Genomic DNA, 14296 nt, shown 5'->3' with positions numbered 1-14296 from the left:
CACAACAATTCCATGCCTACGCATTGTAGGCATGGCGTTGTGGATGTGAAACCTTAAAGTACTAAACGACGGATGTCTGATAGACAGCCATTTAGGTAAGTGATGAAGCGCGCACCTTCAGCACCATCAATCACACGGTGATCGTATGATAGTGATAATGGAAGTTGTAGACGCGGTTCGAACTCTTTACCGTTCCATACTGGTTTCATTTCAGACTTAGATACACCTAGGATACCTACTTCTGGTGCGTTCACGATTGGTGTGAATGCAGTACCACCTAAGCCACCAAGGCTTGAGATAGTGAAACAGCCGCCTTGCATATCAGATGCAGTTAGCTTACCAGCACGTGCTTTCTTAGAAATAGCCATTAGCTCTTCAGATAGCTCGTAGATACCTTTCTTGTTCACATCTTTAAATACAGGAACAACTAGGCCGTTTGGCGTATCGACTGCGATACCGATGTTGACGTATTTCTTCAGGATCAAGCTCTCGCCATCGTCAGATAGAGAAGAGTTGAATGAAGGGAATGCTTCAAGTGCTTTAGCAGCCGCTTTCATGATGAACACAAGTGGTGTGATCTTCATGCCAGAGTCTTTCTTCGCTTCAATCGCGTTTTGCTCTTTACGGAATGCTTCAAGCGCAGTGATATCTGCGTTATCCCACTGTGTAACGTGAGGGATCATTACCCAGTTACGGTGTAGGTTAGCGCCAGAGATCTTCTTAATGCGAGATAGTGGCTTAACTTCAGTCTCACCAAACTTGCTGAAATCAACTTTCGGCCAAGGTAGTAGACCAAGCGCTGCGCCATCGCCTTTACCTGACGCAGAAGCTGCTGCACCAGACTCAAGACGCTTAAGTGCATCTTTAACGAAGTTTTGTACGTCTTCTTTAAGAACGCGGTTCTTACGGCCAGTACCTTTAACTTTCGCAAGGTTAACACCGAACTCACGAGCTAAACGACGAACAACAGGTGATGCGTGTGCGTATTCGTTGTTTTCAACGAAATCACCTGTTGCAGCAGGCGCTTCAGTTTTTGCTGGAGCCGCCGCAGGTGCTGCTGCAGGAGCAGGCGCTGCCGCTTGAGCGACAGGAGCCGCTGCAGGTGCAGCACCAGCAACCGGAGTGCCGGCCACTTCAAATACCATGATTAGTGAGCCAGTAGAAACCTTATCGCCTTCTGCGATCTTGATTTCTTTAACTGTACCAGCGAATGGTGCAGGCACTTCCATAGAAGCCTTGTCACCTTCAACAGTGATTAGCGATTGCTCTTCTTCCACTGTATCGCCAACAGATACCATGATTTCAGTAACTTCTACTTCGTCGCCACCGATATCAGGAACGTTAACTTCTTTCGCTGCTGATGCTGCTGGAGCAGGCGCTGCCGCTTGAGCGACAGGTGCTGCTGCTGGAGCAGAACCAGCCACCGGAGTGCCGGCCACTTCAAATACCATGATTAAAGAACCAGTAGAAACCTTATCGCCTTCTACAATTTTGATTTCTTTAACTGTACCAGCGAATGGTGCAGGCACTTCCATAGAAGCCTTGTCACCTTCAACAGTAATTAGAGATTGCTCTTCTTCTACTGTATCGCCAACAGATACCATGATTTCAGTACATTCAACTTCATCACCACCGATATCTGGAACATGAACTTCTTTCAGTTCAGCCGCTGCTGCTGGAGCTGGAGCAGCAGGCGCTGCTTCAGCCACAGGAGCAGGTGCAGCTTCAGCTGCACCCTCGGCTTCGAAAATCATGATTAGAGAACCAGTAGAAACCGTGTCGCCTTCAGCAACTTTGATTTCTTTAACGATACCCGCTTGAGAAGCAGGAACTTCCATTGAAGCTTTATCGCCTTCAACAGTGATCAGTGATTGCTCTTCTTCAACCTTGTCGCCAACGCTAACAAGAATCTCAGTTACTTCAACCTCATCCGCACCGATGTCTGGTACATTAATTTCGATTGCCATTTTTAATTTGCCTCTTATGCGTATAGCGGGTTGATCTTGTCAGCGTCGATATCGAACTTAGCAATTGCATCTACAACTACAGCGTTATCAATATCGCCACGTTTAGCGAGTTCAGAAAGTGCAGCAACAACAACGTAGCCAGCATTCACTTCGAAGTGACGACGTAGGTTTGCACGGCTATCAGAACGACCGAAACCATCAGTACCAAGAACCTTGTAAGACTCAGATGGCATGAATGCACGTACTTGTTCTGCGTAGTTCTTCATGTAGTCCGTTGCAGCGATTGCAGGCTCAGAACCCATTGCAGTTGTTAGGTAAGGAACCTTCTTCTCTGCAGTTGGGTGAAGCATGTTGTAACGCTCACAATCTTGACCATCACGAGTTAGTTCGTTGAATGATGTTACAGAGTAAACATCAGACGCTACACCGTACTCTTCACTTAGGATCTGTGCCGCTTTACGTACTTCGTTCATGATAGTACCAGAGCTCATTAACTGAACTTTAGACTTATCACCAGCGTGAGACTCAAGCTTGTAAATACCCTTACGAATGCCTGCTTCAGCGCCTTCTGGCATTGCTGGCATTGCGTAGTTTTCGTTCATTACTGTTAGGTAGTAGTAAATGTTCTCTTGATTTTCACCGTACATGCGACGAATACCGTCTTGCATGATAACCGCTAGCTCGTAAGCAAACGTTGGATCGTAAGAGATACAGTTAGGTACTGTGTTTGCAAGAATATGACTGTGGCCATCTTCGTGCTGTAGACCTTCACCGTTCAGTGTTGTACGACCAGCAGTAGCGCCTAGTAGGAAGCCACGTGCTTGTTGGTCACCTGCTAGCCATGCCATGTCACCAATACGTTGGAAACCGAACATTGAGTAGTAGATGTAGAATGGGATCATTGGAAGATCGTTGGTGCTGTAAGATGTTGCAGCAGCAACCCAAGATGCCATTGAACCTAGTTCGTTGATACCTTCTTGAAGTACCTGACCAGATGTTGCTTCTTTGTAGAAAGAAACAATGCCTTTATCTTCTGGTGTGTAAGTTTGGCCATCTGGGTTGTAGATACCAACCTGACGGAACAGACCTTCCATACCGAACGTACGCGCTTCATCACAGATAATTGGCACGATGTTCTTACCGATTGCTTTATCTTTAAGAAGAATATTTAGCGCACGAACATAAGCCATAGTGGTTGAAATTTCACGCTTCTGCTCACTTAGTAGTGGCGCAAATGCATCAAGCTCAGGCACTTTAAATTCTTGAGTAAACTTAGGACTACGCTTAGGTGTGTAACCGTGTAGCGCATCACGACGAGCGTGTAAGTAGTTGTACTCAGCAGAGCCTTCTTCCAGTTTTAGGTAAGGCAGAGCCTTAAGATCTTCTTCAGAGATAAGATCTTGTAGACCTAGACGATCACGTAAGTATTGAACGTGAGTCATGTCCATCTTCTTAACACCGTGAGCGATGTTCTTACCTTCAGCCGCTTCACCCATACCGTAACCTTTAACAGTCTTAGCTAGGATCACCGTTGGCTTACCGCTTGTTTCTTTTGCATTGTTAAATGCTGCAAATAGTTTCGAAGAATCGTGACCACCACGCTTCAGCTCGAAGATTTGCTCATCAGTCATGTCAGAAACAAGTGCTGCAGTTTCTGGGTACTTACCAAAGAAATGCTCACGTACGTAAGCGCCATCTTTAGATTTGAATGTTTGGTAGTCACCATCGATAGTTTCGTTCATAAGCTGTAGAAGCTTACCCGTCGTATCTTTTGCTAGTAGTGCATCCCAGTTGTTACCCCAGATCACTTTAACAACGTTCCAACCAGCACCTTTAAATAGACCTTCAAGCTCTTGAATGATCTTACCGTTACCCATTACTGGGCCGTCTAGACGCTGAAGGTTACAGTTGATTAGGAAACATAGGTTGTCTAGTTTCTCACGCGCAGCGAAAGAAATAGCACCACGTGATTCTGGCTCATCCATCTCACCATCGCCCAAGAATGCGTATACGCGCTGAGCTGAAGTATCTTTAAGGCCACGACCTTCTAGGTACTTAAGGAAACGCGCTTGGTAGATCGCAGAAATTGGACCTAGGCCCATAGAAACCGTTGGGAACTGCCAGAATTCAGGCATTAGTTTAGGGTGTGGGTATGAAGGAATACCTTTACCATCAACTTCTTGACGGAAGTTATCTAGCTGCTCTTCAGTTAGACGACCTTCAACAAACGCACGAGAGTAAATTCCTGGAGAAATGTGACCTTGGTAGTAAACCAAATCACCGCCATCAACATCGTTAGGCGCACGGAAGAAGTGGTTGAAACATACTTCGTAAAAAGCAGAAGCAGACTGGTAAGAAGCCATGTGGCCGCCTAAGTCTAAATCTTTCTTAGATGCACGTAGAACGATCATGATTGCGTTCCAACGGATGATAGAACGGATACGACGCTCTAATGTTACATCACCTGGATACGCGGGTTCTTGTGCTGCTGGAATTGTGTTGATGTAGTTTGTGTTTACGCCAGTCGGCATATCTACACCATCTAAACGAGCTTTTTCTAATACTTGCTCAAGTAAGAACTGTGCGCGTTCTACACCTTCTTCACGGACTACTGATTCAAGTGCTTCTAACCAATCTTGAGTTTCCAGTACATCCACGTCACTTTTCATGACTTCAGACATGCGATCTATCCTTTCGTTGATAATCTACTAACAATGTCGCGACTAGGTCTAACTTCGTTTTTAGGTATGAAGTTAAGACTCTAACCCGTCCTTGCGCTGTTGAATCCGACGAAGAGAGCGTTCACGCCTGCTATCTTCACGCGATAAATCCAACAAGGTTTCCTCGATGTAAGCCAAATGTGCGTGCGATGCTTCACGGGCCTTTTCAGGCTCACCAGAAACAATCGCCTGCACAATATTAGCTCGGTGCTTTCTTACTTTCTCCACCACCTCAGGTCGGCGGTTTAGGAGTTCGAAATTTTGTAATACGTTTTGCTCAAGTAGCGGCGCTAAACTACGAATAATATGCAGTAACACCACATTGTGAGCCGATTCTGTTACCGCAATAAGATATTGCATCACCGCGCGAGCTTCTAAGGGTAAATCCCCTTGTTGCTGCGCGTCTTGAATACGCTGATGACAATCGCGAATGCGAACAAAATCTTCTTCGTTACCTCGCAATGCCGCAAAATAAGAGGCTAAGCCTTCTAGCGCATGGCGAGCTTCCAATAAATCTAATTGTGTTTCCGGATGAGTCGCTAATAGATCCAATAAGGGTTCAGAAAAACTTTGCCATAACTTTTCTTTTACGAATGTTCCGCCGCCTTGGCGACGAGTAAGCAAATGCTTTGCTTCTAAACGTTGGATCGCCTCACGAACGGAAGGACGAGAAACATCGAATTGTTTTGCCAACTCTCGCTCTGGAGGTAATTGCTGACCTGGGGACAAAATTCCCTCTAAAATCAAGCGCTCCAATTCCTGCTCAATAGCATCAGAAAGCTTTGGTTGTTTAATGCGTTTATAAGTCATTTTTATCGACGCTTCTTATATTAATCCCGTTTCATAAAGACCGAATCATCGGATAATTGGTATTACCAATTGTTTTACCGAGTGAAAGTTTACAGAAATAAATAAAGATGTCCACACACAACTTGATTGAAATCATAGAACGAAGTTGGTTTTAACAAAAATTTAAACTTTTGACTTATTAATAAAACATTACATATTCAGAGCTAGAAACAGCCAAGCAACGAAAAAGGTGATAGGAAGGAATAAAAAGCAGAGTGATTATGAAAATTGGTCAGACCAATTTGACCAATTTCCATTCGTAAATAAAACTTTAGTCTAATAACTGCCCTTTTAAAGCTGTTTTTTAAACCGTCGCCAATCAAACGATAAACCAGGATCGGTTTTTCGTCCAGGGGCAATAAATTCATGCCCTGTTACACGCTCTCGGGTGATAGCGGGATAACGGCTCATCAAAGATTGAGTCAATTTTGTCAGCATTTGATATTGTTCAGAAGTATACGGCAGGTGATCTGTGCCTTCTAATTCGATGCCAATTGAAAAGTCATTACACTTATCCCGATCGTCAAACTTTGATACCCCCGCATGCCAAGCACGCTGATTAAAAGGCACAAACTGCACTATTTCACCATCTCGGCGTATCAAACAGTGAGCAGAAACACGAAACTGATGAATAATTTCAAAATACGGATCATCTGCAGGGTTTAATTGCCCAGTAAACAGCTGCTCAATATAAGGACCACCAAATTTACCCGGTGGTAAGCTTATATTATGTACCACCAGCAATGACATCTCGTCATGAGGTCTATTATCACAAAAAGGGGATGGCACACGCCTTGCTGTCTGTAACCAATGATCATCGTTAATCAATAACGTCATAATCTTTCTTCTATTTACGTGTTACTAAAACCAGATTAGCAGGTAAAGTATCATCAGCTTATATTGAAAAGCTAATTTCCTCTCATCGCTTTTGCCTATCGCAGTAATAGATAGAAACAACCAAATATTTGGTTATTAACATTCGATTAACCCGTATTCACTTTATCCTACTGCTTTCTCACGGTATGATTTGCGCCATCATTCGCAGCACTTTTGCTGCTAAACGCGCAATGGATACAAGAAGACAGATATGGAACACAAACACGATAGCAGTGCCCGCCTCGCTTACCTTAAACAACTTCTCCCAATCGAGATCAGCCGTACTGTTGCCGATACACTTCGCGAAGATTTAGGTGGCGAGATTGATGCCAATCTCGATATTACTGCCAATCTAATTCCTGCCGATAGCCAAGGCGTTGCCACCATCATTACCCGCGAACATGGCGTATTTTGCGGCAAAATGTGGGCTGATGAAGTATTTAAACAACTCGGTGGCGAAGTCACCATTGATTGGCACGTAGAAGATGGTGATGTAGTCGAGCCTAATCAAACCTTGTGTACCCTATCAGGCCCGTCACGAGCACTACTTACTGGTGAGCGTAACGCGATGAACTTTATTCAAACCCTATCCGGTTGCGCGACATTAACTGCTGAATATGTAAAACAGTTAGAAGGCACCAACACTCGCCTACTCGATACCCGTAAAACCGTTCCTTGTCTGCGTAGCGCTTTAAAATATGCCGTGACTTGTGGCGGTGGCTTTAACCACCGTATTGGCGTGTTTGATGCCTACCTTATAAAAGAGAACCACATCATTGCTTGTGGTGGTATTGAACAAGCGATTACTACAGCAAAACAGCTTAACCCAAATAAACCTGTCGAAGTTGAAACCGAAAGTCTGGCAGAGCTAAAACAAGCCATTGAAGCCGGCGCTGATATTGTGATGCTGGATAACTTTACCTTAGCCATGATGCGTGAAGCCGTCGCGTTTAACGCTGGACGTGTGGCATTAGAAAACTCAGGGGATATTACCCTTAGCAATATCCGCGAATGTGCTGAAACGGGGGTGGATTATATTTCGGTAGGTGCACTGACTAAGCACGTTAAAGCGATGGACTTATCGATGCGCTTTAAATAACACCTATTCACTATCAATTTTTTGTGACACAAATATTGAACTGGTACCTTAATTTATAAAGAAAGAGAAAAATAACCACTAATTTTTCTCTTTCTACTTCACATCTTACTGAATTTTATAAAAATCAAATCTAATTACGAGCGGTTACTCGCTTTGAGCTTTGCAACTTCTGTAACACACAATTTATTTTTACCACCCGTGCCGAGCTATCCCTTTTTCGTTATTCACTCTAACAATAAAGCCTCTATTCTGAACTTAATTCCATTCGCGAATTTATGAAGTTAACTCATTTATTATTTTGTTACTTAAGGACAGAGAAATGAAAAAACAACAGGGTTTTACACTTATTGAATTGCTCATCGTTGTAGCAATCATTGGCGTATTAAGTGCTATTGCAATTCCAACATACAAAAACTATATCGTTAAATCAGATATAGCATCAGGTGTAGCAACAGCACGAGGTTTGTTAACTAACACAGACTTGTATATTCAAGAAAATAGCGTATTCCCAACTAGTTTTACTGCTGTAGGTGGAGCGACAGATATGAGCTCACTAGGTGCACTTAGCTTTATTGATACCAGTGGTGCAAATGGAACAATCAAATTCCTATTTAATTCAAAATCAGCAGTTGATGGTAGTGATGCGCAGTTTGTACGTAGTGCTAGTGGTTGGAAATGTACCTTTACTCCAAAATCTGGTTTAACGATCGACCCAGCGGCTTTACCTAAAGGCTGTGGTGAACCAACTCCATAACTTAATATGCAAACCAACCTCGCATCCATCTTAGCTCAAGCTAATTTAATTAGCCCAGAGCAAGAACAACAAGTGGTCGAGTTTGTGACGGCGGAAGGGATTAACGTCCCGACCGCCTTAACCCGTTTAGGGGTATTAAGCGATTTAGATTTAGCCGATAACCTCGCTAATTTATTTGGCTTACAAAAAGTCGATGTTCACCATTATGACTATGATGGTTGTTGTCAAAGTGTTTACCAACGTGAGTTAGTGCTACGTCACCGTGCCCTGCCATTAACCCAAGATGCCAATAGCCTATTTTTAGGCGTCAGCGATCCCACCAATATGGATGCGCAAGACGAATTTCGTTTTGCCGTGGGCAAAACAGTTGAGTTTCTAATTTTAGAAAACAAACAATTAGAATCAGCCATTCGCCGTGTTTATGGCAGTGATATTGGTGAAACCAGCCACAGCAAACAGGTTAGTGATGCTGACTTAGGTGAACTGGTTGATATTAGCGATGCAGAACTTGATGACGCTACCGATTTAAGCCAAGACAGCGCCCCCGTTACCCGCTATATCAACCAGGTATTATTAGACGCTGTACGTCGTAAAGCCTCTGATATTCATTTTGAACCTTATGAGCATAACTACCGGATTCGCTTTCGCTGTGACGGTATTCTGCATCAACATTTAACTCCCCCTGCTAGTTTATCTCGCCGTTTATCGACCCGTTTAAAGGTAATGTCGAAACTCAATATTGCCGAGCGCCGTCAGCCACAAGATGGACGAATAAAACTAAAACTCTCTGATAACTTGGCGATTGATTTACGTGTTTCGACCCTGCCGACGCTGTGGGGTGAAAAAGTCGTACTACGGATATTAGATAGCTCAGCCGCTAATCTTAATATTGATATTTTAGGCTATAACGATAAACAAAAATCTGATTATTTAACCGCCCTTGAGCGCCCACAAGGGATGATATTAATTACCGGCCCAACAGGTAGTGGTAAAACCGTTTCGCTATATACTGGGCTAAATATTTTAAATACCGATGAGCGCAATATTTCGACTGCCGAAGATCCAGTAGAAATTAACCTGCCCGGTATTAACCAAGTACAAATTAATCAGCAAGTTGGTTTAAGCTTTGCTGACGCTCTGCGTTCATTTTTGCGTCAAGATCCCGACATTGTGATGGTAGGGGAAATTCGTGATTTAGAAACCGCATCAATCGCAGTAAAAGCTGCCCAAACGGGACACTTAGTATTATCAACCTTGCATACGAATTCTGCCGCTGAAACCATTACCCGTTTAACCAATATGGGGGTAGAAGATTTTAACCTCGCTTCATCTCTGAGCTTAATTATCGCCCAGCGTCTTGCCCGTCGTTTATGCAAAAGCTGCAAACAACCACACCCACTTGACCCAATTACCTGTCAACGTTTAAACCTGCCGCAAAACACCAGTGTGTATAAAGCCAATAACGCTGGGTGTGATGATTGCAACAAAGGCTATGCAGGACGCGTTGGTATTTATGAAGTCATGGTGTTTAGCCGTGAGATCGCCGAAGCCTTAATGACCAATGCTACCGCGCTACAATTAGAAGATATTGCCGCCCAGCAAGGGATGAAACGGCTTAAAGAATCCGGCATTGAAAAGCTAACTGACGGCATTACCAGCCTTGCCGAATTACAACGGGTATTACAATTATAACCTTCCCTACTTTGTATTAATTGTTTGATAGAGAATTCCGCTTATGAGTACAGCAGCCACTAAAATTCGTTATTACAACTGGCGGGGAACTAACCAAGCAGGACGTAAAGTCTCAGGCACCACTTTAGGTTTTCAGGAGCAAGAAGTGCGTCACCAACTGCTTGAACAGAAAATTGTGGTTAAAAAAATCAAGAAAACCTCACCCTCTTTTTTGACCAAAATGCGCGATCAAATGAAAGGTGAAGATGTCACCGCAGTAACCCGTCAGCTTGCTACCATGATCGAATCTGGCGTGCCTGTAGTACAAGCTCTGCAACTGATGGCAAGCAGTTATAATAAAGCCGAAATGCGCGCTACTTTGCTGCAAATTACTACCCAAGTCGAATCTGGCGCCTCGCTGTCTAGTGCCATGCGCTCAAGCTCTCCTCTGTTTGATAAATTCTTCTGTGATTTAGTCGCTACCGGTGAACAAACCGGCCACTTAGGACAAGTGTTTGCACGTATTGCGGTATACCGTGAAAAAAATGAAGCAATGCGCAAGAAAGTCATAAAAGCGATGATTTATCCTGCAATGGTCACATTAACAGCAGTTATTGTTACTGTTGTTATGTTGTTATTTGTGATTCCTGAATTTGCAGCAATATTTGATGGTTTTGGCGCTGAATTACCGATTTTTACCCAACTAGTTATTAAGGCATCCGATTTTTTAATTGATTATGGAATTTATCTTGGAGCTGGCGTTGGAATAGCCGTTTTCCTGTATCGTTATTTTTATAAAAAATCCGATGATTTTCGCTATAAAGCCAATAAATTTGTACTAAAACTGCCTATTTTTGGTGATGTGTTACTTAAAGCTACTATTTCTCGCTTTGCTCGTACTTTAGCCACCACCTTTACAGCAGGCATTCCGCTTTTATCCGGTATTCAATCAGCAGGAAGAACCTGTGGTAACTTGTATATCGAAAAGGCGATTGAAGAAGTTTATGAAAGTACCGCTGGCGGTATGCCACTGTATTTAGCCCTACGTCAATCAGGGGTTTTTCCCGAACTCATGCTGCAAATGGTAATGATTGGCGAAGAATCTGGCTCACTTGATGACATGCTGAATAAGATGGCACAAATCTATGAAGCCGATGTTGATAATACCGTTGATAACCTCGGGCAAATTTTAGAGCCTTTCATTATTATTATTTTGGGTGGCTTAATCGGTGGCTTACTGGTTGCTATGTATATGCCAATCTTTAGTTTAATGAGTGTGATCGGTTAATACTATTTTAGTAACCACCTTATAAGTTAATCACTGTATTCATTTCCCATAATCATCGGCTAGGAACACCTAGCCGTTTGCCTTACAATAACCGCCTAATTTTTAAGAGATCCTCACATGGCAGTACTTTCCTATTACCCTTGGTTATATCCCCTTTTTGCCGTTATTTTTGGTCTATTGGTAGGCAGTTTTTTAAATGTGGTGATTTACCGCTTGCCGATCATGATGGAGCGTCAATGGCGTAAAGAGTGCCAAGAATGTTTTCCTGAAATGGATAACAAGCCAGACGATTCGGTCTTTAATTTAAGTGTGCCACGTTCTCGCTGCCCACACTGCAATCACGCTATTAGTGCGCTGGAGAATATTCCAGTGATCAGCTGGCTTGCTCTGGGCGGTAAATGCAAAGAGTGCAAAGCGCCGATCAGCAAACGCTACCCTGCTATTGAATTACTGACCGCAGCATTGAGCTTAACCGTATCACTGATGTTGCCACCAACATGGTGGGCAATCGCGGTGATCTTTTTCACCTTCGCGTTAATTGCGCTTACCTTTATCGATATCGATAAAATGCTCCTGCCCGATCAAATTACCTTACCGCTAATGTGGGCGGGTATTTTGCTCTCTGTAATGGGTATTAGCCCTGTATCACTAACTGATTCGGTGATTGGTGCAATTGCGGGTTACTTATCGCTGTGGAGCGTATTCTGGGTCTTTAAGTTACTGACTAAAAAAGATGGCATGGGCTATGGCGACTTTAAATTGCTCGCCGCATTAGGTGCATGGCTTGGCTGGCAATTACTACCGTTTGTAGTGTTACTCTCATCTTTAGTCGGCGCGCTGTGCGGTATTGTATTACTGAAAATGCAAGATGCCGATAACCAAACCCCGTTCTCATTCGGCCCTTACCTTGCGGTTGCGGGTTGGATTGCATTGTTATGGGGCGAGCCTATTGTGAATTGGTATGTTACTTCGTACTTAGGAATGTAGATAATGAGTATTGTCATTGGCCTAACAGGCGGAATTGGTAGCGGTAAAACCACGGTTGCTAACTTATTTGCTGATAACTACGGCATTGATATTATTGATGCCGATATTGTTGCACGTGAAGTCGTCGAGCCGAATACCGTCGGTTTGAACACTATTATCGAAAAACTTGGTGCTGATATTTTACTTAAAGATGGTACGTTAAATCGGGCAAAACTGCGTGAGGCTATTTTTAGTCAACCTGAATTAAAGCAATGGTTAAATGAGCTACTTCACCCTTTGATCCGTGAAAAAATACTCCATGATATTAAATTAAGCAAATCTCCCTATTGTTTATTAGTCGTGCCATTGATGGTTGAGAATAATCTACAAACCCTCACCAATCGTTTATTGGTTGTTGATGTCGATGAGCAAACCCAAATCGAACGAACACAACAACGTGATAATGTCTCAATTGAGCAAATCAAAAATATCTTAGCGAGCCAAGCAACGCGCCAACAACGGTTGGATGCCGCAGATGATGTCATTACTAATTTTGGTGATAGTCCAGCATTAACATTACAAATCGCGCAACTTCACAGGCAATATCTCAAAATGGATCATGAGCTGTAGTAAAATGACGTCTTAACTATGATAATTCTTATTACGATCTTGGCTCCTGTTTGGTATTCCCTTTATGCAAGCTACGCAAATGACGCGCTATGAACACCCTTTGACAGAAAAAGTCCGTATTTATTTACGCCTTGATTATCTCTTGCAACAAATGCATCACAGCAGCAACCAAAATGATCCTTGGCAATATAAAATCTTCTTCCATGCCCTTTTTGATTTGCTTGAGATCTTAGACCAAGTACAAGTTAAAACCGATCTTGCCAAAGATATAGAGAAACAACGTCAGCAACTGATGAATTGGTTAAACATTGATGGTGTTGACGAGTATGCGCTGCAACAAATGATCGATTCGATGGAGCAAGCCCATAAAGCGTTAATTTCATCTCCTCGCCTAGGACAGAATCTACGAGAAGATCGTTTTCTTTCCAGTATAAAACAACGTTTCTCGATTCCAGGTGGTAGTTGTTGTTTTGATCTGCCGTCATTACATCACTGGCTGCACCTTAGCGATGAACACAAACAACAGGCAATGAAAAGCTGGTTACATGAGCTTTCAGAACTTAACGAAGCACTCAATCTCTGGTTGAAGTTAACCCGAGAAAGCGCACAATATAAAACCAATCATGCCCGTAATGGCTTCTTCCAGTATGACGCTGAAGATGCCTGTTTATTACGGCTAGAAATTTGCGCTAAAGATGGCGTTTATCCTATGATATCGGGACATCGTAGTCGCTTTGCTATTCGTTTCTCTCCCTTTGTGGAAGGAGATCCTGTCGCAAGCGATATTGAATTTAAATTAGCCATTTGCTGAGGTTTTTGTGTCTCAATCAACAACCAATACCAATATTACTGTCGTAAAGTGTCCTACCTGTAAAACTGAAGTGGTTTGGGGTGAGCAGAGTCCATTTCGTCCTTTTTGCTGCAAACGCTGTCAATTGATCGATCTTGGCGAATGGGCGGAAGAAGAAAAATCTATTCCCGGTGCACCTGATCTATCAGATTCAGATGGCTGGTCTGACGATATGGGTTACTAACAGTATGGATAAAAAGCAAGTTTGGATTGCGGCAGGCATTATTTTAGATACAGAGAAAAAGCATATTTTCATTACCTGCCGTGCCGATAAAGCGCATCAAGGTGGCTTATGGGAGTTTGCTGGCGGAAAAGTAGAAACAGGTGAAACAGCAAAGCAAGCGGTTATCCGTGAACTGCAAGAAGAAGTCGGTATTCATGCCACTGACGTTGAACCTTTTATTAGCCTTGCTCATGATTATTCAGATAAATCATTAAAGTTTGATTTCTTTCTGATCCATCAATTTGATGGCGAAGCCTTTGGTAAAGAAGGTCAACCGGGGGAGTGGGTCGCTATCAATGCACTTGCTGATTACCCTTTCCCTGATGCTAATCAAGCTGTACTCGATAAAATACAGCAGTCTTTCGCTTAATAAATTAGCTGAAGATCCACTAGAATCTACATC

Annotated in this window: 13 protein-coding genes; 9 read left to right on the top strand and 4 right to left on the bottom strand. The window is 43.1% G+C overall.

Features of this window, described 5'->3' with window-relative positions:
• Nucleotides 1–53: 53 nt before the first annotated feature.
• The 4 genes from aceF to ampD all read right to left on the bottom strand — a co-directional run bounded on the left by aceF (nt 54) and on the right by ampD (nt 6373).
• Entirely contained in the window at nt 54–1967 is a 1914-nt protein-coding gene (gene aceF, locus C9J38_RS07630; protein WP_107206569.1) for a pyruvate dehydrogenase complex dihydrolipoyllysine-residue acetyltransferase, read from the bottom strand.
• Nucleotides 1968–1981: 14 nt separating this feature from the next.
• On the bottom strand, nt 1982–4648 hold the full coding sequence (gene aceE, locus C9J38_RS07625; RefSeq protein WP_107206568.1) for a pyruvate dehydrogenase (acetyl-transferring), homodimeric type: 2667 nt from the start codon (nt 4646–4648) through the stop codon (nt 1982–1984).
• Nucleotides 4649–4720: 72 nt separating this feature from the next.
• Entirely contained in the window at nt 4721–5497 is a 777-nt protein-coding gene (gene pdhR / locus C9J38_RS07620) for a pyruvate dehydrogenase complex transcriptional repressor PdhR (protein ID WP_107206567.1), read from the bottom strand.
• Between the two features lie 330 nt (nt 5498–5827).
• Nucleotides 5828–6373, bottom strand: a complete 546-nt coding sequence (gene ampD / locus C9J38_RS07615) for a 1,6-anhydro-N-acetylmuramyl-L-alanine amidase AmpD (protein ID WP_107206566.1) — start codon at nt 6371–6373, stop codon at nt 5828–5830.
• 250 nt (nt 6374–6623) lie between these two features.
• On the opposite strand from ampD, the gene nadC reads away from it, so the two are divergent.
• The 9 genes from nadC to mutT all read left to right on the top strand — a co-directional run bounded on the left by nadC (nt 6624) and on the right by mutT (nt 14263).
• On the top strand, nt 6624–7511 hold the full coding sequence (gene nadC, locus C9J38_RS07610; RefSeq protein ID WP_107206565.1) for a carboxylating nicotinate-nucleotide diphosphorylase: 888 nt from the start codon (nt 6624–6626) through the stop codon (nt 7509–7511).
• A 319-nt stretch (nt 7512–7830) separates the two neighbouring features.
• On the top strand, nt 7831–8265 hold the full coding sequence (locus tag C9J38_RS07605; RefSeq protein ID WP_107206564.1) for a prepilin-type N-terminal cleavage/methylation domain-containing protein: 435 nt from the start codon (nt 7831–7833) through the stop codon (nt 8263–8265).
• Nucleotides 8266–8271: 6 nt separating this feature from the next.
• On the top strand, nt 8272–9957 hold the full coding sequence (gene pilB, locus C9J38_RS07600) for a type IV-A pilus assembly ATPase PilB (RefSeq protein WP_107206563.1): 1686 nt from the start codon (nt 8272–8274) through the stop codon (nt 9955–9957).
• 43 nt (nt 9958–10000) lie between these two features.
• Complete coding sequence (locus tag C9J38_RS07595; RefSeq protein ID WP_107206562.1) at nt 10001–11224, top strand: type II secretion system F family protein; 1224 nt, start codon at nt 10001–10003, stop codon at nt 11222–11224.
• Nucleotides 11225–11341: 117 nt separating this feature from the next.
• Nucleotides 11342–12211, top strand: a complete 870-nt coding sequence (locus tag C9J38_RS07590) for an A24 family peptidase (protein ID WP_107206561.1) — start codon at nt 11342–11344, stop codon at nt 12209–12211.
• 3 nt (nt 12212–12214) lie between these two features.
• Nucleotides 12215–12820 (top strand): dephospho-CoA kinase, encoded by a 606-nt coding sequence (gene coaE / locus C9J38_RS07585; RefSeq protein WP_107206560.1) that lies wholly within the window; start codon nt 12215–12217, stop codon nt 12818–12820.
• 64 nt (nt 12821–12884) lie between these two features.
• Complete coding sequence (gene zapD, locus C9J38_RS07580; RefSeq protein ID WP_369917495.1) at nt 12885–13631, top strand: cell division protein ZapD; 747 nt, start codon at nt 12885–12887, stop codon at nt 13629–13631.
• Between the two features lie 7 nt (nt 13632–13638).
• Complete coding sequence (gene yacG / locus C9J38_RS07575; protein WP_107206559.1) at nt 13639–13854, top strand: DNA gyrase inhibitor YacG; 216 nt, start codon at nt 13639–13641, stop codon at nt 13852–13854.
• Between the two features lie 4 nt (nt 13855–13858).
• Complete coding sequence (gene mutT / locus C9J38_RS07570; protein ID WP_107206558.1) at nt 13859–14263, top strand: 8-oxo-dGTP diphosphatase MutT; 405 nt, start codon at nt 13859–13861, stop codon at nt 14261–14263.
• Nucleotides 14264–14296 lie beyond the last annotated feature (33 nt).

Source organism: Photobacterium sp. GB-210 (assembly GCF_003026075.1).
Taxonomy (GTDB): domain Bacteria; phylum Pseudomonadota; class Gammaproteobacteria; order Enterobacterales; family Vibrionaceae; genus Photobacterium.
Note: the sequence above shows the minus strand (reverse complement) of the source record. Positions and strands in the feature narration are given on the sequence as shown.